Source organism: Chryseobacterium sp. ISL-6 (assembly GCF_018613715.1).
Taxonomy (GTDB): Bacteria; Bacteroidota; Bacteroidia; order Flavobacteriales; family Weeksellaceae; genus Chryseobacterium; species Chryseobacterium paludis.
This window is the reverse complement of record NZ_JAGGPT010000010.1, coordinates 25,166-50,837: the sequence shown is the minus strand read 5'-3', so window position 1 is coordinate 50,837 and position 25,672 is coordinate 25,166. Positions and strand designations below refer to the sequence as shown.

Genomic DNA, 25,672 nt, shown 5'->3' with positions numbered 1-25,672 from the left:
GTGTTGAAGTAATAGAACAGCACTGGATTCTTCTTTAAACACAGGAATATTTAACAAACTTTAACTCAAAAATGGCATTTATTGTGTTGATTAATGCGAGTATTTATTAGAAATTTACCAATTATTTTAAATTAAGCTATGTCAGATACATACCAAGCAGAAGATATTCGTCAGTTAACAGAGAAGGTAAAAGAAAAGAATTACTTGTTTTCTCTTCTAAGACAGGAAATCAACAAAGTTATTATTGGACAGGAATATATGATAGACCGCCTTTTGGTAGGTCTTTTGGGGAATGGACATGTTCTTTTGGAAGGTGTACCCGGTTTAGCCAAGACTTTAGCTATAAAAACTTTGGCAGAAGCTGTTCATGGTGATTTCTCCAGAATCCAGTTTACTCCTGATTTACTTCCTGCTGATGTTGTAGGAACGATGATATTCAATATTAAAGACAATGATTTCTCCATAAAGAAAGGTCCTGTATTTGCTAATTTTGTACTTGCAGATGAGATCAACCGTGCACCGGCAAAGGTACAGTCAGCACTGTTGGAAGTGATGCAGGAGAAACAGGTTACGATTGGAGATGAAACCATGAAGCTTCCTAAGCCATTTTTGGTATTGGCCACTCAAAACCCGATTGATCAGGAAGGAACCTATTTATTACCTGAAGCTCAAAGTGACCGTTTTATGCTGAAGTGTAAAATAGATTATCCTGAATTTGAAGATGAAAGAAAGGTAATGAGAATGGTCTCTACCTCTCACCAGCCTACCGTTCAGCCAGTAATAGGTCTTCAGGATATTGTAGATGCAAAAGAGCTTATCAATCAGATCTATCTGGATGAAAAGATCGAGAAATATATTCTGGATATGGTTTTTGCAACCCGTTATCCTGAGAATTATGGACTTTCAGATCTTAAAAATTATATCAGTTTCGGAGCTTCACCAAGAGCTTCCATCAACTTAGCAATAGCTTCAAGAGCCTATGCATTTCTAAGAGGAAGAGCATTTGTAATTCCTGAAGATGTAAAAGAATTGGCTAAAGATGTTTTAAGACATAGAATAGGTTTAACATTCGAAGCTGAAGCAGAAGAAATTTCATCAGAAGAAATCGTTAATAGAATTTTGGCTAAAATTCAAGCTCCTTAATATTATTTTATGAATGATGTTGTTATAAGAAAAGCTTTTCAGGAAGACTGCGTTCCAATGTTGGAGCTTATTAAAGAACTTGCTGAATATGAAAAGGCTTTGCATGAAGTTACTGTTACTTTAGAGGAATTTATAGATGCCGGATTCGGGAGTTCTCCTGTCTGGGGAGCTTTTGTAGCGGAAGTTGATGATGAAATAGTGGGGATATCTTTATATTATAACAGATATTCAACATGGAAAGGAAGGAGATTGTATTTAGAAGATCTGGTAGTGACTGAGAGAATGAGAGGAAAACAGATTGGGAAGAAATTATTCGATGCTACCGTGGAATTCGGAAAATCAAATAATTATAGTGGAATGATGTTTCAGGTATTAAACTGGAATGAGTCAGCTATCAATTTTTATAAAAAGTACAACCCTAAATTTGATGATGAGTGGCTTAATGTATCCATTGAATTTAAAGACTAAAGCAAGAAGTTGAAAATTTAAGGTTGAAAGAGTTGAAAATTTTTGGTTTAGCACAAATAATTTATAGTTTATCACTTTCTCCATTTTCAACTTTCAATTACCAATTAATCTATGCAGATAAAAGATATTGTAAAAAAAGTAAAACAGATAGAAATCCGTACCCGCAAGAAAACGGAGGCTACTTTAATGGGACAATATCATAGTGCTTTTAAAGGGCAGGGCATGACTTTTTCTGAAGTTCGTCCTTATCAGTTTGGAGATGAGATCCGTAGGATAGATTGGAATAAAACAGCTCGTTTCCGGGAACCTTTCGTAAAAGTAATGGAAGAGGAAAGGGAACTAACAATGATGATTCTGGTCGATATATCGGCATCGATGGACTATGGAACAAAAAAACAGCTCAAAAGAGAATATGTAGCAGAGATTGCTGCGAGCCTTGGATTTTCAGCTGCAGGAAATAATGATAAAGTAGGATTGATCTTATTTGCCGATAAAGTATATAAAGTAATTCCACCTCAAAAAGGGAGAAAACATATCCTTTCCATTATCAGTAATATTTTAACTGCAGATTATGTACCTGCGGTTTCAAAGGTTGATAAAGCTTTAGAGTACATGATGGGAATTTTCAAAAGAAAATCACTCGTTTTTCTCTTTTCGGATTTTGATGATGAATATGATTCTAAAATGTTGAGGGTCACTTCAAAGAAGCATCAGCTATTGGGAATGAGGATTTATGACGAAAAGGATAATGAGATTCCGGATGTAGGATATGCATTATTTTATGATGCGGAAACAGGAAAGCAGGTTTGGGCAAATACATCAAGTGCCAGATGGAGGTATACCTTTGCGGAGGCACAAAAGCAAAAAGTACGGGCATTAGAAGAAGATTTTGCTAACAGCTCTGCTAGTTTTATGAATGTAGCTGCAGGTGAAGATTATTCAAAATTATTATATAATTATTTTCAAAAAAAGTAATTGTATCAACAGGTGTGATTTTAAGAACGCACAATAATAAAAAACAGGTAGGGCTTTTCAGCCAAAATTGAATTGAAATTGAAAAAAATACTATTTATAATATGTTCTCTGGTCTGTGTAAATACTTTTTCACAGATCCTTTCTTCCCATCTTGAAAAACAGACTCTTGCTTTAGGAGAAGTGAATCATTTTGTTATTAAAATTGATAACCTGAACAATCAGCAGGTGGGTGCAGCAGCTAAAAATGAACTGCTGCCTTTCCATTTTGAAGAGGTGAAAGACAGCATTGGTACTAAGCCAGATTTATATGAGAGAAAGATCGAATTTGCTGTTTATGAAGAAGGGAAATTTACCATTCCTGAACTCGAATTTAAAGTAGGAGATAAAATATTAAAAACCATTCCTTATGAAATAGACGTCATTAATACGGCCCAAAAAGGGGATCAGATTAATGATATCATGAAGAATAAAGAAGTAAAACTGGGAACTAAAGATTATTGGGAGCTTTATAAATGGTATATTTTGGCTGCCTTATCGGTTATTGCCCTTATCATTGCAATCATTATGTATCTGAAGTGGGGAAGGAAATCAAAAAGCTCTCCTGTCGTAGCTACCAATCAGACACTGAAGGAACTGGACTCGCTTAAAAAGAAAAAATATATAGAAGAAGGAAATTATCGTTCTTTTTATGTTGAATTAATTGAAATTTCAAGAAAATTTATCACTAAACAATATCATTTACCTGCGGATGTATTGCTTACAGATGATCTTGTACATTTAATGAAAGAGAATAATACAATATCATTGGAGAATGAAAAGGTAGTTGAAGAGGTCTTTCTAAGGGGAGATTTAGTGAAGTTTGCCAAAACTTTCCCTGATCAGAAGACCATGGAAAATGACTTTGCAGATATCAGAGAGTTTGTAAAAAGATCATCAAAAGATCTGGAATTTGAAAACTTAAGAAAGGATGTTTAATTTCGAATTTTATAGCCCCTGGTTTTTTCTGCTTTTTCTGTTGTTTATTCCTCTTTTGTTTAGAGACATAAGTAAGCAGAAGAAAAAAGGTATAAAAGTACCTACAGTAAAAAGTATGGATAGCAGCAATGGAATTGTAGCAGTATTGTTTTTACTTAAAATGTCAAAGTATATTATACTTTCTGCACTTATTATTGCGATGGCAAGACCAAGAACCTTTACGATCTCTCAAGACAGAGATGATACAAAAGGAATTGATATTATGCTTTCTGTGGACGTATCTTTAAGTATGCTTGCTAAAGATTTAACACCCGACCGATTAACGGCTCTTAAAGATATTGCAATAAAATTTGTTGAAAAAAGACCTAATGACAGATTAGGTTTGGTGACCTACTCAGGGGAGGCATTTACAAAGGTTCCTGTGACATCCGATCATCAGGTGGTGATAGATGAATTAAAGAATCTTAATCCACTGGAACTTCAGCCGGGAACAGCTATTGGCGAGGGACTTTCTGTAGCGGTAAACCATTTAAAGAATAGTAAAGCAAAAAGTAAAATTATTATCCTTATGACAGATGGTGTAAATACCATTGAAAATGCGATGCCTACTCAGGTGGGTGCAGAGCTGGCAAAGAATAATAACATCAAAGTATATTCTATTGGGATTGGAACAAATGGATACGCTCTAATGCCAACCCAAACCGATATTTTCGGAGATCTTGTCTTTACGGAAACAGAAGTTAAAATTGATGAGCCTATTTTAAGAGAAATTGCTCAGACAACGGGAGGTAAATATTTCAGGGCTACCTCAAACAGCAGTCTGGAAGAAGTATATGACGAAATAAACCAATTGGAAAAGTCTGATGTGAAAGTTTCCAAACTGTATAATTATCAGGAATATTTTAAAATTTTCCTGTGGATCGCTTTAGGGATGCTCGTTATTGATGCATTGCTAAGATGGTTTTTTTATAAATTTTTGAGTTGATGGATTGGTATTTAGGGAATTATTGGTATTTGTTGTTGCTGTTGCTTTTGCCGCTGCTCGGTTTTTTATTGGTTCGTTACCTGAAATGGAAGGATAAAAGAAAAGTGATTTTTGCGGATAATCAGTTTCATGAAGATCTTTTTGAAAAAAAATCAGGATTTACCAAAGTATTTCCCGCCTTATATCTTTTGGGAACCCTCTTTTTAATTTTTGCAATTATTGATCTATTAAATGGTTCTGAAGAAATTAAAACCAATCAAAAATTAAATAATGTCATTTTTATGCTTGATGTTTCCAATTCGATGAATGCGGAGGATATTAATCCAAATCGGTTGAATGAGGCAAAAAATCTAATGATCAATACGATGCAGAAGATGAAAAGTGATAAAATAGGAATTGTGATTTTTGCAGGTGAAGCTACTTCTATAATGCCTTTGACAACGGATTATACTTCCGCTGAAACGTATATCAACGCAATTGAAACGAATTCTATGCAAATCCAGGGAACCGATTTTCTTAAAGCCATGCAGGCAGCGGTCAGTAAGTTTAAAAATGTAAGCAAAGGAGCCCGGAAGGTTGTCTTATTAAGTGATGGAGAAGATAATGAAGGGAATGATAATGCAGCAATAAAACTTGCTAATAAGGAAGGTATTATGGTTACTTCTGTAGGAATAGGTTCGGATGAAGGAGCGCCAGTCCCGGAATATGTATTTGGCCAGTTAATGGGATATAAAACCGATAGAGCGGGAGAAACTGTTATTTCAAAAAGACAGACCGGAGCACTAAAAAAAATAGCAGAATCTACAGGTGGATCATACGTTGATGGTAATAATATCAATGAAACACCAGACCGAATTATTGATGCCTTAAATAAAAAGATGTCTACCTCAGAAACACTGGTAAAATCTCAAAACGCAAATCATTATTATCAATACTTTTTAGCAGTGTCCTTATTGTTTTTTTTGCTAATTTACATTTTCAATCCAAAAAGAGATTTTAATGTGTGATTTTTCTAGTTTTTTTCCTATTTTTTCACCAGATACTTTAACCCAATTTTAACAAATAAAAGCCTGTTTATTAACATATAAAGGAATAATTTTGCATATAATGAATACTAAAATCATTTTTTTATCGTTTATAATTGCTTTTCTAGTGTCAGGGACGTTGTTTGCTCAGGAAAACTACAAGACTTTGGTGTATGAAGGCAATCAAAAATTCAATGGTAAAAACTATGATGGCGCATCTTCTAAATATATGGAAGCTATAAAATCCAATGAAAAAGATTTTACAGCACATTACAATTTAGGAAATGCATTGTATAAAAATAAAAAATATGAAGAGGCCAGGACTGAATTTGAAAAAGCACAAAAGCTATCTCAGACCTTGCCGGATAAAGCAGCGGCTCTTTATAATTTAGGGAATACTTATATGCAGATGAATCAACCTGATAAAGCTGCATATTTTTATAAGCAATCCTTAAAACAGGATCCCTATAACGAAGCTACGAGAAAGAATTATGAAATTGCTAAGTTGAAGGAAAAAGAAAGCCAGCAAAAGAAAAACCAACAGAGTAAATCTGGAAAAGGTGGCGGTGGTAAAGACCAACAACAAAATGATGATCAAAAAGGCAATCCAAAAGATCAAAAACAAGATCAGGGCAAAGGCCAGCAAAATCAAGGTGAAAGTCAGCAGAACAATAATCCTGACCAAAACCAGAATAATGAAGGTAAAATGCCAAAAGATCTTGAAAATGCAATATTGAATAAAGTAAGCGAAAAAGAAAAAGAGACCGCCAAAAGAATTTTAAATAAAGATTCTTACTCAATGCCTGAAAGCAATGAGAAAGATTGGTGATGCAATATAAACTGTTTTACATACTGGTTATCCTTACTTCCGTAATTTCTTACGGACAGGTAAATATTTCCGTAACCCCAGATAAAACAGATTACAGCAGCAAGGACATTGTAAACCTTACCATTATTCTTGAATTGAATGGGAGCGAATACAATCAGCAAACACCACTTCGTTTACCCGATCTATCAAAATTTAATATGGTGGGTAGTGGATCTGTAAGCAGTGGCTATATGGATCCTGAAACCAATACTGTGATTACCCAATATGTAACCAGAGTAGCCCTTGAACCTAAACAGAAAGGAAAAGTAAAAATCGGGTCTGTACTTGTTACCATAAATAATAAAATTTATAAAACCGAACCTTTCGACATCTTTGTGAAAGATGTTGAAAAAAAATCTGTTGCTAATGCTTCAAACGATGTCTATCTTAATATGGAGATTGAAGACAGAGAGGTTTATCAGGATCAACCAACTATTGCCGTTTTAAAAGTTTATTCTAAAAATATAGACAACTTCAGAAAGGTGAAAAATATTCATCTTCCGGATCAGGATAATATCAATGTTCATCCTATTAATTTCAACAGATCAGAAATTGATCCTTCAGGTTACGGAAATATGGCTTCGCAGGTTTTAGCTATGTTCATGGTTTTTCCAAATGAAGCAGGATATGTCGAAGTTCCCTCTGTTTCAGCTTCTGTAAGTACATATGCGAACAAGAATAAAATTTTGTCAAATAAGGTTAAGCTTAATGTAAAAAAACTACCCGAAGGTTCACCAGAGTATTTTAAAAATGCAGTAGGAAATTTCAATGTGAGCGTTTACAATACTTCCAACGAAAAAGTAGAGGTTAAGAAACCATTGAATATCATTGTAAAGGTTTCCGGTGTAGGAAATTTAACAGATATGATTTTGCCAAAAATTGTTGAATCTCCGGATTATGATTTATTTGCACCTAAGATCACTTCGAAAGTAGTTCCTGATATGACTGGAATAAAAGGAGAGGTTTTAGCAAACTATGTTGTGATTCCCAAGAAAGCAGGTCCTATATCAATTAAAACTGAACAGTTTGCATTCTTTAATCCTAATAGTAAGGAATATATAGATCTGGGTCAGGAAACATTAGCCGTAAACGCTTTTTCACATGATCAGATTATGGAAGCCCGCTCTACGGTTGAAAGAGTAAATGAATATACCAATACTCTCCTGGAAACGGTAGATACTCCGGTATTAAAGACTACAACATTTAAAGTTAAAGAGAAAAACAAGTTCCATTGGAGTATCCTTTTAACGAATATTGGAATTCTTTTAGGCTTATTTATTGCATATATTCTATTTAAGACTTGGCAAAAAAAACGCAAATTAATTAAAGAAACTGTACCGATGAAACCTCTTGGATCAGTTGCTGAAACAGAAAATGAAATAAGACAAAGACTGAAAACTGATGTCAATGATTATTTCAGTTATTTAGAGAATCTTAAAGATAGTGAAGATTATCAAAAGTTCTTTCAGACGGTTGATGAATTAGATGAAGAAGTTAGAAAAGAGTATTTTCAGGGCTCTACAAAAGATTTTGGAAAATTTTTAGAAAGTTATAAAGGGATTGCTATTGCTGAAGAGTATAGAACGCTTTCACAAAAGATTCAGATTGAAAAGTTCTCACCTGTGAAATCTTCAGAGGGAATTGATGAACTTTTAGTTGCTATTGTTAATTTGTATTCTAAGATTAGCAAATAGTCAATTTTTTTTCATATTTTTGCGAAATTTTTAATTACAAAAGATGGAAGTTTTTGATCATTTTTCTTTAAAAGAAGTTCTAACCTGTTTTATGGTTCTTTTTGCTGTAATCGATATTATAGGCTCTGTTCCCATTGTTGTTAGTTTGCAACAGAAATTCGGGCAAATAGAGGCTGGAAGGGCATCGATAACGGCAGGAGTAATTATGATGGTCTTTTTATTTGTGGGAAATAAAATTTTGAAATTCATCGGAGTGGATGTTAATTCTTTTGCTATTGCCGGTGCTTTTGTAATTTTTATTATTGCTTTGGAAATGATCTTAGGAATTGAAATTAATAAAACAACAGAGGCTAAATCGGCGTCTATTGTTCCTATTGCTTTTCCTCTTGTTGCCGGAGCAGGAACGCTAACTACCACATTATCGTTGAGAGCTGAATTTCATGATATTAATATTATTTGTGGAATTATTCTCAATACAATTTTCGTATATTTGGTGCTGAAATCAGCTAAATGGCTGGAAAGAAAAATGGGCGAGGCCACATTGGCAATTTTGCAGAAAGTTTTCGGAATCATCCTTTTAGCAATTTCAATTAAATTATTTACCGCTAACTTTGCCCAATTGGTGCAGAACTATATTAATTTTTAAGAATCATGCAGAAGTTTTATAAAGTATTTTTAGTACTATTTATCGTTTTCATCGCAATTAATCTTTATGCGTTAGACTGGCAGTCAGAAGTTTTATCAGAAGATAATCTGAAGTTTGTTTTTTCAATTGCTTCAGCGGTTATCGGATTGATCTTGCTTTTTGTATTGAATACCTGGAGTAAAATTGGAATAAAGAAGTAATCTTAATATTACAATCAATTATAAAACCTCTTTAAATTTTTTTGAAGAGGCTTTTTATTTTAAGATAATGAAAAATAAGACAGTAGAAATAAATAATTTTCTATTGAAAATTAAAGAAGAGTGATTACAAGATTTTGAAATTGTTGATCTTTGTGAAGCAGATACCACTGCCATAGGATTGACGAAAAACAAAAATTAGTATATATATTTACTTTTCATTATAATATCAAGATAAAGTACAACATAGTTGTAGAAGAATATAAGCCAGGCAAGTTATTAAAGGGTGAAAAAGAATGCTCCTATCAAGGATTAATTGACACTCTTAATAATTTGTAATATATTCTATATTCTATATTATTAAATTTGATTATGAAAATTTTTTTGGATATTGATGGAGTGATGGTTCATGCTAATCCTTATAAAAAAGTTGATATAGAGAAAGATGGATTTTATAAGTTTAATGACGCTGCTATTACAATAATAAATTCTCTTTATGATTTTAATATAGAGATTATTTTATCAACTTCTCACAGATTTAGATTTACTATTTCTGAATGGAAAAATATTTTCCTTAGGAGAAATATTAAATTTAAAGAAATCTCTATTGTAGATATACCGTTGAATATTAAAATATCAAGAAGAGAAGAAATAGAGAAATGGATCAATGATAATGAAATGGATCCCGATGATTTAATTATTATCGATGATGATAAATCATTACACGAATTACCTGAGCGTTTAAAATGGAGATGGTTACAAACTGATTCTTACATCGGTTTAATTAATTCAAGAGAGTTAATTAATATCTTAGAAAAGGACAGGAAATAATATTAATAGTTGTAAAAGATGATAATAACAGAAATAGAACAACAGACCCTAGATATAGATTGGTTTCTAACAGATGGTAAATACATCGGATTCATGGCATCCGGAGGAGGGAAATTACCAGATTCAGTGGCTAAGTCTGCAGAAAATCATAAAAAAATGGTTTCTTATTTTAGGAACCTGCCTGAAATATCAGATTTTGTAATTAATCCTGAATTAGATGCACTATTGATCAATAGATCTGGAACTGGCGCCGATGAAAGGTATTTAACAGATTATGTTTCGATGACCAAAAAAGGATTATATTCATTTGATAAAAGTAATTTTAACAATTTTCTTGATGGTCAATATCATTTAGTTGCAAGTCCTGTAAAACCTATGACGGTTGGTGATTTACCAAATGAAATATTAGAGATTTTCATGGAAACTCAATGTTTAGATAATATGCGAAATATTATAGATATTAATACAATAGAATAATATCCCGATTATATTCTTACTTCACCAAATCCCGTGGTGCATTTCCAAAATGTTTTTTAAAGGCAAAGGAAAAATGAGAAACGGCTCATCAAAACAATAATTACTTTTTCAAATTAGTCCTTATCTTTTCTTTGTTATATCGAGCCAGACGGTTCTTGCGAGCAGTACAAAATTCTCTGGGGTTCATGGTGTAATTTTGCTGTCCATCATAACCATTAATTTTTCCTTTAATTAAAAACAAAAAGAAACGTTCAGGAATAAACTGTTCCGGAGATATCTCAGGACCTATCTAACACGATTTTATTTCTGTCAATTTCTAAGATATACTAATTTAGATCATTCAAAGGAAAATAAGTAGATTAACGGACATTTTTCCACCATTCCTTAAATGGTTGTTGAGGATTATCTAATTCTACCAACTCACCGATCATAGGGGTTGCTAAACGATAGGGTTGATTTTTAGACAGGGCAGAGATTTTTTCCAAAGGTTCTTTCCAGGGATGATTTGCCAGAGTGAATTTAGAATTATGTACAGGTAATAGGTTTTGTGCTTTAAGCTCTTTTGTAGCCAGAGCAACTTCTTCAGGGAGTTCATGTACCGACTGCCAGGCTTTGTTATATTGGCCACATTCCATAATTGCCCAATCTATTTTTCCATATTTTGAACCGATTGTTTTAAAGCGGTTATCACGTCCGCCATCACCGCTGTAATAAATATTCGTTGAGGGTGTCTGAATGAAATACGATAGCCACAAAGCCTGTCCGCTTGTAAAACCGCGACCGGAATCATGGTGGGTAGATTCTATCAGTATTTTAAATCCGGGTTTTACATCAACGGATTCATACCAGTCTTTCTCAATGATCTGCTTTGGTGTATAGCCCCAACGCTCAAAATGAGCCCCATTTCCAAGTCCGCAAACGACGAATTTTACTTTGTTTTGTAGTGCTTTTATAGTTTCAAAATCCAGATGATCATAGTGATCATGGGATAAAAGTAAATAATCGATGTCTGGTAAATCATTCACTGTGTAAATGTCACTTCCTTTATAGGCTTTTACACCGCCCGGTAAAGGGGAAGCTTTTCCACTGAATACAGGATCTGCAAGAATCTTTATGCCATCCAGTTGAAGGAAAAACGAAGAGTGTCCAAACCATACTAACACATTTTTTTGAGGATCAATTGTTTTTAAATCCGTTTTCACAGAAGGAAGGGAATCAATAGGATATCTATTGGGGAATTCTGTAAACAGTGTTTTATACAATACGCCCATCATGTTGTATCCTTTAGTAATTGTAGGTCTCTCCACCAGATTCCTGAATCGGCCATTTTTATAATGGGGTGAAGATTTCACGAGCTCCAAACGTTTTCCTTCAGGTAAAGATCCAAATTCCGCTCGCCTCATATAGAAAAAGATGGTTACACTAAGAACCACCAGGATAACTACTAATACAACAAATATTCTCTTAAATATTTTAATCACTTTCTTCATTTTAATAAAGTGTTAATATTTTTTATTTCAGAAATGTTCTCAACCATGGGATCTTTATTGCCTTTGATGGCTTTGTTATTCTGTGGACATTCTGGCAAAAGATCTTTGTTTACCATGCTTTTTGCTCTGGCAATAATGCTATTCATATGGGTGTTTTTATAATTTCCAAGTTACAATATTCAATCAAGAAATGAAAGATCTTGGTCAAGTTGTTGTAGTGAATTGTATTGAACTAAGCTTTTTACAGTGGCCAGAATAGCATCTTCATTACCAACCCAAATCCGTTTTAGTTTTTGCATTACTGGTCTTTCTATTGACTCCCGGTAAAGGAACAATTGCTTTAGCTTTCTGATACAAATTTCTGCCAAAATCTTAATATTCTATTTTGTTGAAAGGTTCAGACTAACTTTGTTGAAAAATCCTTTTCCTAATCTAAGAGATCGCATATATACATAAAAAAGCCCCAAAAATGGGGCTTATGAGTGATTTGATATTATCTTATTGAAATATCTGGAAAACTATGCAAGTTTTACGTTTACTGCGTTTAATCCTTTTTCACCTTTTTGTACTTCAAAAGTCACTTTATCATTCTCACGAATGATTCTAGTGCTTAATCCTGAAGCGTGTACAAAAATATCCTCTCCTCCGTTTGATGGAGAAATAAATCCGAAACCTTTTGTTTCGTTAAAAAATTTTACTGTGCCTTCTTGCATTGTAATTGTATTAAAATTGTTGTTGTTATTATTATTTATTTGACCAATTGAATATCAATAGCAGAAAATCCTTTCGGAGATCTCTCTTTTTCAAATGATACTTTATTTCCTTTCTTTACTAGTTCCGTGCAGTTGTTGGTGTGGAAAAATACATTTTCCTTACTTTTATCTTCAGTAATAAAACCATAACCCTTATCACTGAAAAAAGTGATAATTCCTGTCTTACGGATTTCTTCTTCGGGAATAGGTGCAGCTCCTAACTGGATATCATCAAGATTGATTTCATGTGTTTCTTCAGGTGGAGTAGAGGTAAGTCTTCCATATGAGTCAACATATGTTAACATCTCATCAAGTCCTTTTCCCTTATTGTTATTAGTTTTACGGTCTTCACGACGTAAAGCCTTTTCTTTTTGTTTTTGAATTTTTTTCTTGAAATTTTCTTTTTTAGAGAAAGAATCTGCCATAAATTAATTTTATTATTTAGTTATTGTATTGAAATATTTTTTCGGACTGCAGGCATTATATAGCCTATCCGTTTTTTCTTTTTTTTCAACAAGAAATACTGATTGATCAACAATTTTCGCTGTAGAAGAAATAGGACTTGCCTTAATTTCTATAGGATTGTTTAAGAGCATGTCAGCAAATTTCCGAATATTTTCTGATATTGTTGAAGAAAAAAGTAAGGTCTGTCTTTTTTGAGGAATAAGTTTAAGAACTTTTTTCACATCATTTATAAAACCCATATCAAGCATTCTGTCAGCTTCATCCAAAACCAAAATTTCGATCTTGGAAAGATTAATATGTCTTTGGTTAATTAGATCGAGTAGTGCAGCAGGTGTTGTTATAAGAACGTCCACTCTTATCCTTAAAGCGGCAAGTTGATTTCCTTGTGAAGTTCCATCATGAATAGTAAGTTGGGACAATGGAAGGTATTTGCTGTACACTCTGAAGTTTTCTTCAATCTGAATACCCAGTTCCTGAGTAGGTGTTAATATAAGAGTTCGTACTTCTTTATGTTCAGGAGAACTTTTTTTCAGTAATTGAATAACCGGCATTGCAAATGCAGCCGTTTTTCCCGTTCCCTTCGGAGCATAACCAAGAATATCTCTACCAATCAGAATTTGTGGAATAGCACCACTCTGTATTTCTGTAGGTTTTGAATATCCTGCTTCTGTTGCAGCGCGGATAATGGGATTTATTAAATTTAAATTCTTGAAATTCATCTATAAGGGTTGCCGAATCTTCGACCTTTTATCAATTCTTTATCAGAAATTGAAATATTTATTTTACTATTGGTATATGGTTAAAATAAAGAATTAATTCTTCGTCTTTCCATTATTTTATTTTGCTTTGTTCACCAATAATCTGAATATATAAAGATCGTTGCTGAGTTTGCAATAGCGTGTCATGCCTCGTGTTAGTTGAGCACTTCTATACGCCCGTAAACCCTTGAGCCTGCGGAATGGTCTTCTTTTGTAATTTCTACTGAGAGTAAATCTCCTAAAGGAGTAAAAGGATGTTCAAATTGTTTTTCTATTGTTTGAGTTTTAAAGTTGCCGATATAAATATTCATTCATGAAATAAATAAGGGTTAATTTTTGGCAGCTGAAAAAGCAAAAACTGAAAGAAAAAAATAAGTATTCTAAACTGTAACAGAAAGCAAAGGCAGAGGCCTGTTTATTTATTATATGCAAATATACAAAAAAATATGGAATAAACTATGTTTTAAATGATTGATTTTCAAAAAATTGTTTGTAACTTTATATGTAATCTAAGTTGTTTGCAGGTGCAGATGATTTTAATCTTCTAACCATGCGACCATATCCCATCAACCAGCCCCAAGAACAATCTTTCAGAAGTCTTTCTCCGGAATCAGTGAAGATTGCTTACTTTATTATGGTTCATGATAAACCGGAAAGATTTGTTAACTTGTTTCACCAGGCTGAGCTGGATGCAATGGAGTTTTTGTTGAATGTAAGTAAGGATTGGGATTATTTCATTAATTTAAGTGGTGAAGATTATCCTTTAAAATCACAACATATCATTCGTCAGTTTCTCAGTATCCGTAAAGGTAAAAACTATTTATTCTATTATGATCAAAAATTTTACAGACCGGATACCCTGCAGAGGATACAAAATCATTTCACAGAACTGGCGCACAAGATATCTTCTTTAATCTATAAAAGAGAATTTATGAAAGGAGTTGTTCCTTATATTGGGGGCAAGTGGGTCATTCTTACCAGAGACACTTGCGCTTTTTTAAGTAATAATAAGAAAGTAATGGATTTTGAAGATTATTATCTAAACACTCTTTTACCAGGAGATTCTTTTTTTCAAACTGTTCTAATGAATACTTCTTTTCATGATATTATCGTAAATGATGATAAGAGGGCTGTAATTGGAAAGAAATTTTGTACAACCGAAAGTCCGGAAGAATTTATTGAGTATTTAAAATCAAACAATCAACTTTTTATAAGGAAAATAGATGACGCCACGGATGAGAGTATTATCCAGTACATTCATGAAAGTTATCATATTCCATTACCTGATGTTAATGAGATCGAAAGGGAACTCAGAGCTGGTGGTTGGCAAAATAACTGAATCTAATGCATTAACAAAGCATCAAATACTCTGGATCCCTGCACATTATTTACAGGGATTATTAAATTATCGTAAAAACATATTATGAAAAAGCCATCCAACTGCTTTTTTCATGGATATCATCCAATGCGTTAAGGTTTTTATGGTGGTGCATGGAAGCGAGAATACTTACAATTTCATGTCTTATCATCTGAATGGTATGATCTGTAAGGTCTTGATTAAATCCTGAATTATTTAATTCTAATAAATCATTTACAGTAATAATTCGCGCAATTACTTTTCCTAAATCGATCATTTTTCTCTGTGATATTACTGCATCGATCTTGAAATTCAACTCTTTGCTGTATAATTTAGAAGCATTTTGTGTTAACTCATTTACAGCCAGATAATCTCCGAAATGTTCCGTTTTCTTTTTCTTCATGTCTTTCAGAATTCCTTCTGATATCTGAGTGTATAGCATTTCATTGGAACCCTCAAAGATCTGAAAAGGACGACTGTCCATAATTCCTCGACCTCCAATATGGGAAGTTCTGTATCCTTTTGCTCCGGAAAGCTGAACATATATTTGAGCGGATTCCTGCATCATATCAGTGACCAGAGCTTTCATACTGTTGGCATGAATACCACTTCCGGAAACATCATTATCAATGCCACTTATTTTACAGCTTTTTGCACACATTGCAGAGCAAAGGGTAAAAAATGACTGCATTTTTGACAGCTGATACTGAACCTGATCCAGACAAAAAAGGTTAGAAGTTCCTACAATCCTATCTTTGCAGTGTTGGGTAGCCTCATCCAGCATTCTTTTCAGAAAACCCATTCCCATTCCTGGAAACTGAAACCGACTGCGGTGCAAAGTATCTAACATTATTTTTAAGCCCGTAGATTCCGGAATAAGCTTATAATGTTCCGGGACTTTAATATCAATCTTATTAAGGCCATAAGGAATCATGTATAATCCAGCATTGTCATAATATTCAAGAACCTGAATATTCTGATCTTTTTGATGAGTGTCTGCAATAAAGAAATCAACATCTCTTGACAATTTTCCTTCAGCATTTAAATTTCGTGAAGTAATCAGCCAGTAATCCGCCATTCCTGTTAATCCCTGCCAATGTTTTGTTCCTTTTACATGATAATAATCTCCTATCAGCTCATTCTGTGTCCTCATATTGAGTGCATCACTTCCATAATCAGGCTCTGTGATCATTAATCCTCCCATCGCCTTATGATTTAAAAAATCGTTGAAAACAGGGCCTTTTGCGGATTCACTGCCATATTTTGCCAGAGGCTCAAGAAAAAGGGCGATGTTGATTCCAAATGTTAAGGACAGAGAGAGTGATTCATAAGATGCAGCCGATAGGACTCCCAGACATTCTTTTACGTGTAATCCCCGTCCTCCAAATTCTTCCGGAATTGCAACAGAGAGTGGTTTTAAATTCATGATCTCCTTCCATACATTAGGAGGTAGACCCCGCGAAAGGCTAAGCTGATCTATATTTTCTTCCTGAAAAAGTGTATTTAATGAAGTTTTGAAATGGTCAAGAAATTCCGGGTATGTTTTTTGGGGTTTATCAAAAGCGAATCCATTCATAGTAGTATTGAAGTTTAAATGCTGCACGCCATCTATACAACAATATCATAAAGCGAAGCGAATGGCAACAGAACTTAAAAATCAAAATATCGGCAGCTCCACGTATATTTATGTAAGGTACAATTAATTAAATGGTTCTATTTAAACTGGGTGTGAATTATTCTTTTTTTAACGAAGTTCATCACACTGCCCTGAGACTGCTTTAAGTTTTCTTTATATCCAATTCGTAAATATGGCCAGGAAGGGAAAATGCTTTTAAAATGATATTTTCTTTAAAAATAAATCCATGATCCTTTAAAAATGAAATAATAGGGCTATTTTCAGCAATACTGATCCATATACTATCGGTAAATGTAATAGCTGATCTGCTTTTGCTCCACAATGACTGTCTTACCTCGGGTTGATCATATTCCGGAAGTATGGCAAAATCTATAATCTCCGTCATTCTTTTTCCTTCAGAAGAGCCGGAATAAGTGGAGCCACTTTTAAAAAGGCAGTAGCCAACGGGTTCATTGTCCGCAAATACCATGATAAGCTGAGTTGACAGATCGTTTAAAATATTGATCATTTTTCTATACTCAACATGTTCGCTAAGGTATTCTTCTATTTTTTCCGGTGAAATATTTTCGTGATAGGCATTTCTGATATAAGGTCTCATAACGGCAAAGAGATTGTCGATCCCCTGATCTGATCCTACTGTGAATTTTGAAATGATCTCCATTTAGATTCTTTTTTTATTCAAAGCTACAGGATTATTAAACTAAAATGTGGGTACAGTTCGCGACAATTGAGTCGGTACAGTTTATTATTTTATGCCAGTACATTTGTACATTTGTCCTGAAAAAGATGAATCCTTATGCAGACGTACAGATATGAGATTTTTACTTCTATCATTGAAAACAAAATAAAAAAAGGAATATTAAAACCGGGAACCCGATTACCTTCGGTCAGGGAAATTAAGGCGGACTATCATTTAAGTATAAGCTCCATTCAAAGCGGTTATGATCTTCTGGTTATTAAAGGATTGGTTAAAAACGTTCCTCGTTCCGGGTATTATGTCGCTTCGGATGTGCATCAAAGCATTTCTGAGCCTTTATTAGAACCATATGCTGTCGCGAAAAATGGGGCTTTCAATAAAAATATTGCGTTGACCTCTGTCAGAAATAAACCTTCTGAATATAGCTCTTTTAATGCAGCAACCCCAACCGATCTGTTGATACCACAAAAGCTTATTTTAAGAAAGATGCAGGAAGTCATTCGTGAAAAAGGAGCTTCTCTTCTTCGCTATTATCCATCCAATGGTCTACCAGAATTGAGGAGCCAGATAGCTGACAGAGCCTTACAATATGGATGTAGATTCAATCCTGAAGAATTGATCATCACAGATGGTGCATTGCAGGCACTGTATATTGCTTTGGCAAGTGTTACCAATGCGGGTGATCTTATTGCTGTTGAAAGCCCATGTGTTTTTTCTGTTCTGGAGGTGATCACTAATCTTAAGCTTAAAGTCCTGGAAATCCCTATTCATGGTGAAGACGGATTTGACACAGAACATTTGAAAAAGGTTTCTGCTGCCAATGATATCAAAGCACTTGTTGTTACCCCAAATTTCCATAATCCAACAGGGAGGTTAATGACTGATAATACCAAAAAGGAGCTGTTATCCATTGCCATGGATCATCAGTTTCCGATCATTGAAAATGATCTGTATGGAGATCTTTATTTTGGTGATGAACGTCCTTCCAGCATACGCAATTTTGATGAATATGGCTGGGTGATGACCTTTTCTTCTTTTTCTAAAACATTGGCACCGGGTATTCGTCTCGGTTGGTTACATTCAGGGAGGTACCATGCAAAGGCAGAGAGGCTGAGGTTTTCTCTGGGAAGATCGGTAGCTCCAATATATCAGGAGTTATTGCTTAAATTACTTGAAGATCACAGCTATAGTAAGCATTTACGTTCGTTTCGTAAACAATTGTATGATCAGGCTAGAGATGTTTTAGAGGCGTTACGTACTTCTTTTCCAGAGGGTTCATATTTTGAGGATCCGCAAGGGGGATACAGCATTTGGGGAAGCTTATCAAAAGCAGTTGATATGAAGATGTTTTACAGGTATTGCGATGACCAGAGGATTTTATTTACCCCAGGAGAAATCTTTAGTTTGACAGATCAGTTTAGTCATCATTTTCGGATTGTTTTTGCTGACCGTATTACTTCTCACAGTTTAATATCTTTGAAAAATGCAGGCGAGAAAGTTAAAGAGCTTTTATAGCTGTTTTTTGCAATATAGTATACTTTTAACCTGACTTTTTTCAAAATGAAACAGGAAGAGGTGATTATGAATTTTAGTTTTCTCTCAATTCACATGAGATCTTTTTTGATATTTATAGCATATGTTTTTTCTAAAAAACGTCCTTAGCATTCCTTTTCGACAATTTATTTTTATATGATTTTTGTCATTTAGTTATTTTTTTAAAATTTTGAATTACTTTTAATTGTCATATTTACAGGCTGTTGTAAAATCCTAACGCTTGTTCGTGAATTAATATATTAGCGTTTCAATAAAATAGTTATATTTACCACCAAGGAGTTCATTTAAACTTCTTTATCAACCGAAACTGGTTACACTTAGCTGTGAATTAAAAGGGAATCGTGTGTAAATCACGAACTGTCGCGCAACTGTAAGTAACACTCAAAAGGTTTTTATCAATCAAGGTCCACTGTTTGCTCTTGTGAATGGGAAGGACGATAAAAATCGTTACAAGTCAGGAGACCTGCCTATTTCGAATTGACGATGCTTTCGCGATCTGAAGCTTATAGTCAGGTATGATACGTTTTGATAATCGTGCACAACTTTTTCCGGGTACATTATCATAATTTAAAGATAGTTTGTAGTATTAGCTTTTAAAGTTATGCTGTACCTATAACTCTGGCGTATCACCCCTTTCCATAATTTTCTCTCTTACAAAGTATTGTGAAGTTTATCACCCTCTTTTTATAATGATTTATAAACATTAAAAAGATGATTGTATACCCATTCAGCCGTTCGCTAAGGTTTATAGGTCGTTTGATTAATTTAACAGAATTTAAAAAAGATAATTTTTTAAATTGTTGATGGTATGTGAGTTAAATACATTAAAACGAACAATAATATTAAAGATGAGTAAACATGTTAGTTTAGAGTCTGCCGGATTACGGTTTCGGGAGGCGATACAAAAAGAAAGTCCTCTTCAGATTGTAGGAGCGATCAATGCTAATCACGCATTGTTGGCACAGCAGGCAGGTTTCAATGCCATTTATCTTTCAGGAGGAGGGGTTGCTGCAGGTTCTTTGGGAGTTCCCGATCTGGGAATAACAACCCTTGAAGATGTATTAATCGATATTCAACGGATAACCAATGTATGTGATCTGCCATTATTGGTGGACGTGGATACGGGCTTTGGTCCTTCAGCATTTAATGTGGCAAGAACTGTAAAATCCTTAATTAAAGCTGGAGCTGGAGCTTTACATATTGAAGATCAGGTAGGGGCAAAACGTTGTGGACACCGTCCAGGTAAAGAAGTAGTGAGTAAAGATGAAATGGTAGACCGCTTAAAAGCTGCGGTTGATGCAAGGACAGATGAAAATTTCGTTATCGGAGCAAGAACAGATGCTTTTGCGAATGAAGGATTAGAAAGAACATTGGAAAGAGCAGTCGCTTACAAAGAAGCCGGGGCAGATTTTATATTTGCGGAAGCTGTTCCTGATTTAAGCTATTACCAAAAATTTGTCGATGCAACAGGTATTCCCGTATTAGCCAATATCACCGAATTTGGAATGATCAGAATGTACACTGTTGATGAACTTAAAAGTGCTGGAGTAGGTTTGATTTTATATCCACTTTCGGCCTTCCGTGCAGCGAATAAAGCTGCTCAGAATGTTTATGAACATATCCGAAAGGATGGCACTCAGGTTAATGTACTTGATACTATGCAAACCCGCGACGAGCTTTACAAAAGTATCGGCTATCACGACTATGAACAAAAATTAAATAACCTATTTCAAAAGAACAAAAATATCAATGAATAATGAACCTATTTTTAAGCCCAAAAAAAGCGTAGCGCTTTCGGGTGTAACAGCTGGTAATACTGCTCTCTGCAGTGTTGGTAAAAGCGGAAATGATCTCCATTACAGAGGTTATGATATTTTGGATCTTGCGGAAAAAGCACAATTTGAAGAGGTAGCTTACCTTCTTATTTATGGACAATTACCAACAGCAGCTCAATTAAAAAACTATAAAGCCAAATTAAAATCATTGAGAGGACTGCCTCACTCTGTAAGAAATATCTTAAAAAGTATTCCGGCAGCTGCACACCCGATGGATGTCATGCGTTCAATGGTTTCAGCGATTGGAAGCATTCAGCCTGAAAAAGATGATCATAATGTAGCAGGAGCAAGAGATATTGCTGACAAATTATTGGCATCATTCAGTTCCGGGCTTTTATATTGGTATCACTATACTCATAATGGGAAAGAGATTGATGTAGAAACTGATGATGATACTATTGGTGGACATTTCCTGCACTTGTTGCATGGTAAAAAGGCTCCTGATTCCTGGGTAAAAGCAATGGAAATATCCCTTAATCTCTATGCCGAGCATGAATTTAATGCTTCTACTTTTACTGCTCGTGTTATTGCTGGTACATCTTCGGATTTCTATTCCTGTATAACAGGAGCAATCGGAGCATTAAGAGGCCCTAAGCATGGCGGTGCTAATGAAGTTGCTTTTGAGATCCAAAGCCGTTATAATTCTCCTGATGAAGCGGAAGAAGATATTAAAAAACGGATTGCCAACAAGGAAGTAATTATTGGATTCGGACATCCGGTATACACCATATCAGATCCAAGAAATGTAGTGATAAAAAAAGTAGCTAAAGAACTTTCCGAAGAAGCTGGAGATATGTTGCTTTATAATATTGCAGAAAGATTGGAAAAAATCATGTGGGACGAAAAGAAAATGTTCCCTAATCTGGATTGGTTTTCAGCGGTATCTTACCATTTAATGGGAGTTCCCACCTTAATGTTCACTCCATTATTTGTCGTTTCGAGGGTAACAGGATGGAGTGCTCATATCATCGAGCAGAGACAGGATGGAAAAATTATTCGTCCAAGTGCCAATTATACAGGGCCTGAAAACAAAGATTTCGTTCCTATTGGAAGCAGATAATAAATTCAATTCAAATAAATAATAATTAAAATCAAAATAATAAAGATGTCATCACACATTTCAAATGAAAGACCACAACCGGATCGTGTATTAACCGATATTGCAGATTACGTATTGAACTACGAAATTAAAAATGATTTAGCCTGGAAAACGGCTCATTACTGCCTTTTAGATACTATTGGATGTGGGCTGGAAGCTTTAACCTATCCTGCCTGTACCAAATTGTTGGGACCAATCGTAAAAGGAACTGTTGTTCCGAATGGCGCTAAGGTGCCGGGAACTCAATTTCAGTTAGATCCGGTTCAGGCTGCTTTTAATATTGGGGCCATTATTCGTTGGCTGGATTTTAATGATACCTGGTTAGCCGCAGAATGGGGGCATCCTTCAGATAACTTAGGCGGTATTTTAGCAACTGCAGACTGGTTATCAAGGACCAATATTGCGGAAGGAAAAGCACCTTTGAAAATGAAACAAGTGTTAGAGGCAATGATTATGGCTCATGAAATTCAGGGTGTTATAGCTCTTGAAAATTCATTTAACAGAGTAGGTCTTGATCATGTACTATTAGTAAAGCTTGCGTCTACTGCCGTTGTAGGGAAATTAATTGGACTAAGCCGTGATGAGTTGATCAATGCTATCTCTCTTGCCTTTGTAGATGGACAGTCTCTAAGAACCTACCGTCATGCTCCAAATACCGGAAGCCGTAAATCATGGGCTGCAGGAGATGCTACTTCAAGAGCGGTACGTTTAGCATTAATTGCTAAAACAGGAGAAATGGGATATCCTTCAGTGCTTACTGCTAAAACATGGGGATTCTATGATGTTTCATTTAAAGGAAATGAATTTAAATTTCAGCGTGAATACAGTTCTTATGTGATGGAAAACGTATTATTCAAGATTTCTTTTCCAGCAGAATTCCATTCACAGACTGCAGTAGAGGCCGCTATGACCTTGCATCATAAATTAAAAAATTTGGGTAAAACTACAGACGATATCAAAAAAATTACCATTCGTACGCATGAAGCTGCGATCCGGATTATTGATAAAAAAGGACCATTAAACAATCCTGCAGACCGTGATCATGCGATTCAGTATATGGTAGCAGTGCCACTTATTTATGGAAGGCTGACTGCAGCAGATTATGAAGATAACATTGCTTCAGACCCTAGAATTGATATACTCCGTGATAAAATAGAATGTGTTGAAGAAGTTCAATTTACTCAGGATTATCATGATCCTGAAAAACGTTCTATTGCTAATGCATTAACAGTTGAATTAAATGACGGAACTGTTTTGGATGAAATAGTGGTAGAATATCCTATCGGACATAAAAGAAGGAGAGATGAGGGTATTCCTGAGTTGATTAAAAAATATAAAGTTAATCTGGCTCGTATTTTCCCTGAGAAACAACAAAGACAAGTGTTAGAAAACTCTTTAGAATACGATAAACTAATCAGTCTCAATGTTAATGAGTTTGTAGATCTATTGGTTATTTAATTAATGCAAAGTTGAAAATTGAAAGTTGAAAAATGGAATCCAGTTCTCAACTTTCAATTTCTACCTCTCAATTCACTAAAATAGTATATCAGAAAAGTGAAAATATTAATCGATGGAGCTTTTATAGAAAGTAAAGCTATCGAACACTTACCTGTTGAAAATCTAACTACACGAGAAGTACTGCTGAAGTACCTTTAACATGCTTATCAGAAATTGATGAAGCGATAGAGGCTGTAACATAGGTGTTTAAGACTCCAGCCAGGTTTGTCTTTTTGTGTAATTCTTTTTTTTGTTGCGGGAATAACACAGCTAATTGAAGAAGAAAAAGCAGGAAAGCCGCCAAGTGTAAAATCAGAATACTATTGAATAAAATCATGATATTAAAATTTTATGGTTTTTTAAATAATAGAATCCACAGGACAGACAAATGATAACGGCGATTAGATGTGAAATTAAATGGCCTGTTTTAAAGTCGGGATGAGATAATACCACACAAAAATCCATTGCAGGAATTATTGTTCCCAAAATGAGAATTAAGCCAAGGGCAAATAATTGTTTCTTCCATAAAAGAATGATAATAATTAATCCAAAGAAAAAATCCCGCACACCTTTAATATACTGAAAAGAAAAATCTCCATTGGTTACGGTATGAATGCCATAATCGATTTCTGCACCTATCGGGTTAATAAAAAAACGGATGCCGATGTAAAGAAGGCCAATCCCTGAAAGAAGGCTAAGCCAAAATGCTGTTTGTTGTTGTAAACGTTTCATAAGAATTTTGTTTTTGTTGATACAAAATTCTTCAACTCTTGATAAATATTAATGCACCTGGGTTAATAAATCAAAAAAGGGATATTCTTTTTCTGATCCGGCTTAGAGATTGTGGCTTTACACCTACATAAGAAGCAATGTAATATTGAGATAACCGTTGTTGCAAATCAGAGTGTTCTTTAAGAAACTTCTCATAACGGGATTTTGGAGAATCAGTATAGAATGAGTTTCTATCTTTTAATGTTTGAATGAAAACCTGCTCAATAACAATCCTTCCAAATCTTTCCCCGAGCTCTATTTCTTCATAAAATTTCTGCAGATTTTCATAAGAAATTGTCCAGATTTCAGTATCTTCTAAAGCCTGAATAATCTGATTTGATGGGGTTTGTGGGACAAAACTTTCATAATTACAGGTAAACTCATTTTCTTTTGAAAAGCCATAGGTTTTTTCCTCTCCATCATCATTGATGTAATAACGTACAATACCATTTTTGATAAAGCCCACATACTTACAAACTTCGCCTTCTTTAAGAAAGAAATCTCCTTTTTTATATTCTTTTAATTTGAATAAGTCTTGAATTATTTCTTCTTCATCCGAACTTATTTTTATTGTACTTTGTATGGCTAGAAGTAGTGTGTTATTCATTTTAAAAGCAAGTTAATTACAGCTTCTAAGGTACTGCTTTTACTAAAAAAGGAAGGAGATTACTCCTTTTGTATTTTACCTTTTCACTTTTTACTTTTTAGAGTGCCTTGTAATCATATTCAATATTACTCCATAAAACTTCATCACCTGGTTCGGTCATTTCAGATGGTGTAGTAAATGAACTATTTCCGAATATGGTGGTGTAATGAGAAATTCCAAAAGTACTATTACGAGAAACAAATAAAGGAGTAGAATTATTCCTGGGAACTTTTTTTACATATTGAAAAGTTCTTTTTAGAGTAAAAGATGACTCTTTTTTATTGAAAGTTCCTATATAATTCAGTTCATTATTGTTAATGATAAACAAAGAATCTTTTGAAACTTTAATCGGATACGATACATCTGCAGATGTCCCGGAAAGCAATTTTATCAAATTGCTTTTTGTATCTACACTGATCTTTTTCCAAATCGGCTCCTTATAAGAATTCCAGTAATTGTTTAGATATGACTCCCCGGGATCAGATTCATGAGCGATGGGTCCTTTGTAAAGGACAATATTTTTCAAATGATAATTTTTATACTCGAAATTGTGTACATTCTTTTCTGCTGGCTGTGGATTTTCGGAAGTGTCATCATTTCCGCTGCATGAGACTGCTAATACAGAGGCTAAAAGGATCGTGAAAATAGTCTTCATTGTGCTGTTTAGATTTCTCAATCTGAGATTGGTTTTGTTTATAAATAATTCACTATAAAGGTACATATTATTGTTTAAAATCAGTGCTAATATAATGTAGAAAGGCGATTGGAAATATATTTATTGATGCAATGAGCTTGATTTTAGCTATTTAAAATTTATTTATTTTTATTAAA

General features: G+C 34.3%; 27 protein-coding genes and 1 riboswitch. Of the genes, 17 read left to right on the top strand and 10 right to left on the bottom strand.

Annotation, left to right across the window (positions count from 1 at the left end; translation table 11 throughout):
* Positions 1-138: 138 nt before the first annotated feature.
* From J7E44_RS18225 to J7E44_RS18170, 12 genes are all read left to right on the top strand, one after another.
* Positions 139-1,143 (top strand): AAA family ATPase, encoded by a 1,005-nt coding sequence (locus tag J7E44_RS18225; RefSeq protein ID WP_214832082.1) that lies wholly within the window; start codon positions 139-141, stop codon positions 1,141-1,143.
* A gap of 9 nt (positions 1,144-1,152) precedes the next feature.
* Positions 1,153-1,611 carry a GNAT family N-acetyltransferase gene (locus J7E44_RS18220; protein WP_214832080.1) on the top strand — a complete coding sequence of 153 codons (459 nt, stop codon included), beginning with the start codon at positions 1,153-1,155 and terminating at the stop codon, positions 1,609-1,611.
* 111 nt (positions 1,612-1,722) lie between these two features.
* A complete protein-coding gene (locus J7E44_RS18215; RefSeq protein ID WP_214832078.1) occupies positions 1,723-2,586 on the top strand; it encodes a DUF58 domain-containing protein in 864 nt (287 codons plus the stop codon).
* A 78-nt stretch (positions 2,587-2,664) separates the two neighbouring features.
* Entirely contained in the window at positions 2,665-3,561 is an 897-nt protein-coding gene (locus J7E44_RS18210; RefSeq protein ID WP_215174881.1) for a BatD family protein, read from the top strand.
* Complete coding sequence (locus J7E44_RS18205) at positions 3,554-4,546, top strand: VWA domain-containing protein (protein ID WP_214832074.1); 993 nt, start codon at positions 3,554-3,556, stop codon at positions 4,544-4,546. The genes J7E44_RS18210 and J7E44_RS18205 overlap by 8 nt, the downstream gene beginning before the upstream one ends.
* Positions 4,546-5,553, top strand: coding sequence for a vWA domain-containing protein (locus J7E44_RS18200; protein WP_214832066.1), 1,008 nt, complete (start codon positions 4,546-4,548; stop codon positions 5,551-5,553). The genes J7E44_RS18205 and J7E44_RS18200 overlap by 1 nt, the downstream gene beginning before the upstream one ends.
* Before the next feature lie 100 nt (positions 5,554-5,653).
* Positions 5,654-6,400 carry a tetratricopeptide repeat protein gene (locus tag J7E44_RS18195; RefSeq protein ID WP_214832058.1) on the top strand — a complete coding sequence of 249 codons (747 nt, stop codon included), beginning with the start codon at positions 5,654-5,656 and terminating at the stop codon, positions 6,398-6,400.
* Positions 6,400-8,133 (top strand): BatD family protein, encoded by a 1,734-nt coding sequence (locus J7E44_RS18190; RefSeq protein ID WP_214832049.1) that lies wholly within the window; start codon positions 6,400-6,402, stop codon positions 8,131-8,133. Before J7E44_RS18195 ends, J7E44_RS18190 begins: the two co-directional genes overlap by 1 nt.
* Positions 8,134-8,176: 43 nt before the next feature.
* The gene (locus tag J7E44_RS18185; protein WP_214832040.1) at positions 8,177-8,779 is read left to right on the top strand and encodes a MarC family protein; all 603 of its coding nucleotides are present in this window, start codon (positions 8,177-8,179) and stop codon (positions 8,777-8,779) included.
* Positions 8,780-8,784: 5 nt separating this feature from the next.
* The gene (locus J7E44_RS18180; RefSeq protein WP_214832038.1) at positions 8,785-8,979 is read left to right on the top strand and encodes a hypothetical protein; all 195 of its coding nucleotides are present in this window, start codon (positions 8,785-8,787) and stop codon (positions 8,977-8,979) included.
* A gap of 369 nt (positions 8,980-9,348) precedes the next feature.
* Positions 9,349-9,807: an HAD domain-containing protein gene (locus J7E44_RS18175; protein WP_214832036.1), complete on the top strand. Its 459-nt coding sequence runs from the start codon at positions 9,349-9,351 to the stop codon at positions 9,805-9,807.
* 18 nt (positions 9,808-9,825) lie between these two features.
* Entirely contained in the window at positions 9,826-10,284 is a 459-nt protein-coding gene (locus tag J7E44_RS18170; protein WP_214832033.1) for a hypothetical protein, read from the top strand.
* Between the two features lie 359 nt (positions 10,285-10,643).
* Here the strand turns inward: J7E44_RS18170 and J7E44_RS18165 are convergent, their stop codons facing one another.
* The 5 genes from J7E44_RS18165 to J7E44_RS18145 all read right to left on the bottom strand — a co-directional run bounded on the left by J7E44_RS18165 (position 10,644) and on the right by J7E44_RS18145 (position 13,710).
* Positions 10,644-11,774 carry an MBL fold metallo-hydrolase gene (locus J7E44_RS18165; protein WP_214832031.1) on the bottom strand — a complete coding sequence of 377 codons (1,131 nt, stop codon included), beginning with the start codon at positions 11,772-11,774 and terminating at the stop codon, positions 10,644-10,646.
* Positions 11,771-11,920, bottom strand: a complete 150-nt coding sequence (locus tag J7E44_RS18160) for a hypothetical protein (protein ID WP_214832029.1) — start codon at positions 11,918-11,920, stop codon at positions 11,771-11,773. Before J7E44_RS18160 ends, J7E44_RS18165 begins: the two co-directional genes overlap by 4 nt.
* A gap of 372 nt (positions 11,921-12,292) precedes the next feature.
* Positions 12,293-12,487, bottom strand: coding sequence for a cold-shock protein (locus J7E44_RS18155; RefSeq protein WP_214832027.1), 195 nt, complete (start codon positions 12,485-12,487; stop codon positions 12,293-12,295).
* Positions 12,488-12,522: 35 nt separating this feature from the next.
* Entirely contained in the window at positions 12,523-12,951 is a 429-nt protein-coding gene (locus tag J7E44_RS18150) for a cold shock domain-containing protein (protein ID WP_214832026.1), read from the bottom strand.
* A 12-nt stretch (positions 12,952-12,963) separates the two neighbouring features.
* A complete protein-coding gene (locus tag J7E44_RS18145; RefSeq protein WP_214832024.1) occupies positions 12,964-13,710 on the bottom strand; it encodes a DEAD/DEAH box helicase in 747 nt (248 codons plus the stop codon).
* Between the two features lie 589 nt (positions 13,711-14,299).
* Here J7E44_RS18145 and J7E44_RS18140 point away from each other — a divergent pair.
* The gene (locus J7E44_RS18140; protein ID WP_214832022.1) at positions 14,300-15,088 is read left to right on the top strand and encodes a beta-1,6-N-acetylglucosaminyltransferase; all 789 of its coding nucleotides are present in this window, start codon (positions 14,300-14,302) and stop codon (positions 15,086-15,088) included.
* 82 nt (positions 15,089-15,170) lie between these two features.
* Here the strand turns inward: J7E44_RS18140 and J7E44_RS18135 are convergent, their stop codons facing one another.
* Entirely contained in the window at positions 15,171-16,682 is a 1,512-nt protein-coding gene (locus J7E44_RS18135; RefSeq protein WP_214832019.1) for an acyl-CoA dehydrogenase family protein, read from the bottom strand.
* Between the two features lie 202 nt (positions 16,683-16,884).
* Positions 16,885-17,403, bottom strand: coding sequence for a hypothetical protein (locus J7E44_RS18130; protein WP_214832017.1), 519 nt, complete (start codon positions 17,401-17,403; stop codon positions 16,885-16,887).
* 135 nt (positions 17,404-17,538) lie between these two features.
* Between J7E44_RS18130 and J7E44_RS18125 the strand changes: the two genes are divergently transcribed.
* From J7E44_RS18125 to J7E44_RS18110, 4 genes are all read left to right on the top strand, one after another.
* Entirely contained in the window at positions 17,539-18,954 is a 1,416-nt protein-coding gene (locus tag J7E44_RS18125; protein WP_214832016.1) for an aminotransferase-like domain-containing protein, read from the top strand.
* 330 nt (positions 18,955-19,284) lie between these two features.
* A riboswitch (cobalamin riboswitch) is annotated at positions 19,285-19,478 on the top strand.
* Between the two features lie 363 nt (positions 19,479-19,841).
* Positions 19,842-20,750, top strand: coding sequence for a methylisocitrate lyase (prpB, locus tag J7E44_RS18120; protein WP_214832015.1), 909 nt, complete (start codon positions 19,842-19,844; stop codon positions 20,748-20,750).
* Entirely contained in the window at positions 20,743-21,888 is a 1,146-nt protein-coding gene (gene prpC, locus J7E44_RS18115) for a bifunctional 2-methylcitrate synthase/citrate synthase (RefSeq protein ID WP_214832014.1), read from the top strand. Before prpB ends, prpC begins: the two co-directional genes overlap by 8 nt.
* Positions 21,889-21,933: 45 nt before the next feature.
* Positions 21,934-23,385, top strand: a complete 1,452-nt coding sequence (locus J7E44_RS18110; RefSeq protein ID WP_214832008.1) for a bifunctional 2-methylcitrate dehydratase/aconitate hydratase — start codon at positions 21,934-21,936, stop codon at positions 23,383-23,385.
* A gap of 372 nt (positions 23,386-23,757) precedes the next feature.
* Here the strand turns inward: J7E44_RS18110 and J7E44_RS18105 are convergent, their stop codons facing one another.
* From J7E44_RS18105 to J7E44_RS18095, 3 genes are all read right to left on the bottom strand, one after another.
* A complete protein-coding gene (locus tag J7E44_RS18105) occupies positions 23,758-24,156 on the bottom strand; it encodes a DUF4267 domain-containing protein (protein ID WP_214831996.1) in 399 nt (132 codons plus the stop codon).
* A gap of 70 nt (positions 24,157-24,226) precedes the next feature.
* Entirely contained in the window at positions 24,227-24,802 is a 576-nt protein-coding gene (locus J7E44_RS18100; RefSeq protein WP_214831994.1) for a Crp/Fnr family transcriptional regulator, read from the bottom strand.
* A gap of 97 nt (positions 24,803-24,899) precedes the next feature.
* On the bottom strand, positions 24,900-25,496 hold the full coding sequence (locus tag J7E44_RS18095; protein ID WP_214831992.1) for a hypothetical protein: 597 nt from the start codon (positions 25,494-25,496) through the stop codon (positions 24,900-24,902).
* Between the last annotated feature and the right edge of the window lie 176 nt (positions 25,497-25,672).

Bases quoted from the DNA above. Each gene is read 5' to 3' on its own strand.
- J7E44_RS18225 (WP_214832082.1), top strand. From the start codon at position 139: ATGTCAGATACATACCAAGCAGAAGATATTCGTCAGTTAACAGAGAAG.
- J7E44_RS18220 (WP_214832080.1), top strand. From the start codon at position 1,153: ATGAATGATGTTGTTATAAGAAAAGCTTTTCAGGAAGACTGCGTTCCA.
- J7E44_RS18215 (WP_214832078.1), top strand. From the start codon at position 1,723: ATGCAGATAAAAGATATTGTAAAAAAAGTAAAACAGATAGAAATCCGT.
- J7E44_RS18205 (WP_214832074.1), top strand. From the start codon at position 3,554: ATGTTTAATTTCGAATTTTATAGCCCCTGGTTTTTTCTGCTTTTTCTG.
- J7E44_RS18200 (WP_214832066.1), top strand. From the start codon at position 4,546: ATGGATTGGTATTTAGGGAATTATTGGTATTTGTTGTTGCTGTTGCTT.
- J7E44_RS18195 (WP_214832058.1), top strand. From the start codon at position 5,654: ATGAATACTAAAATCATTTTTTTATCGTTTATAATTGCTTTTCTAGTG.
- J7E44_RS18190 (WP_214832049.1), top strand. From the start codon at position 6,400: ATGCAATATAAACTGTTTTACATACTGGTTATCCTTACTTCCGTAATT.
- J7E44_RS18185 (WP_214832040.1), top strand. From the start codon at position 8,177: ATGGAAGTTTTTGATCATTTTTCTTTAAAAGAAGTTCTAACCTGTTTT.
- J7E44_RS18180 (WP_214832038.1), top strand. From the start codon at position 8,785: ATGCAGAAGTTTTATAAAGTATTTTTAGTACTATTTATCGTTTTCATC.
- J7E44_RS18175 (WP_214832036.1), top strand. From the start codon at position 9,349: ATGAAAATTTTTTTGGATATTGATGGAGTGATGGTTCATGCTAATCCT.
- J7E44_RS18170 (WP_214832033.1), top strand. From the start codon at position 9,826: ATGATAATAACAGAAATAGAACAACAGACCCTAGATATAGATTGGTTT.
- J7E44_RS18165 (WP_214832031.1), bottom strand. From the start codon at position 11,774: ATGAAGAAAGTGATTAAAATATTTAAGAGAATATTTGTTGTATTAGTA.
- J7E44_RS18160 (WP_214832029.1), bottom strand. From the start codon at position 11,920: ATGAATAGCATTATTGCCAGAGCAAAAAGCATGGTAAACAAAGATCTT.
- J7E44_RS18155 (WP_214832027.1), bottom strand. From the start codon at position 12,487: ATGCAAGAAGGCACAGTAAAATTTTTTAACGAAACAAAAGGTTTCGGA.
- J7E44_RS18150 (WP_214832026.1), bottom strand. From the start codon at position 12,951: ATGGCAGATTCTTTCTCTAAAAAAGAAAATTTCAAGAAAAAAATTCAA.
- J7E44_RS18145 (WP_214832024.1), bottom strand. From the start codon at position 13,710: ATGAATTTCAAGAATTTAAATTTAATAAATCCCATTATCCGCGCTGCA.
- J7E44_RS18140 (WP_214832022.1), top strand. From the start codon at position 14,300: ATGCGACCATATCCCATCAACCAGCCCCAAGAACAATCTTTCAGAAGT.
- J7E44_RS18135 (WP_214832019.1), bottom strand. From the start codon at position 16,682: ATGAATGGATTCGCTTTTGATAAACCCCAAAAAACATACCCGGAATTT.
- J7E44_RS18130 (WP_214832017.1), bottom strand. From the start codon at position 17,403: ATGGAGATCATTTCAAAATTCACAGTAGGATCAGATCAGGGGATCGAC.
- J7E44_RS18125 (WP_214832016.1), top strand. From the start codon at position 17,539: ATGCAGACGTACAGATATGAGATTTTTACTTCTATCATTGAAAACAAA.
- prpB (WP_214832015.1), top strand. From the start codon at position 19,842: ATGAGTAAACATGTTAGTTTAGAGTCTGCCGGATTACGGTTTCGGGAG.
- prpC (WP_214832014.1), top strand. From the start codon at position 20,743: ATGAATAATGAACCTATTTTTAAGCCCAAAAAAAGCGTAGCGCTTTCG.
- J7E44_RS18110 (WP_214832008.1), top strand. From the start codon at position 21,934: ATGTCATCACACATTTCAAATGAAAGACCACAACCGGATCGTGTATTA.
- J7E44_RS18105 (WP_214831996.1), bottom strand. From the start codon at position 24,156: ATGAAACGTTTACAACAACAAACAGCATTTTGGCTTAGCCTTCTTTCA.
- J7E44_RS18100 (WP_214831994.1), bottom strand. From the start codon at position 24,802: ATGAATAACACACTACTTCTAGCCATACAAAGTACAATAAAAATAAGT.
- J7E44_RS18095 (WP_214831992.1), bottom strand. From the start codon at position 25,496: ATGAAGACTATTTTCACGATCCTTTTAGCCTCTGTATTAGCAGTCTCA.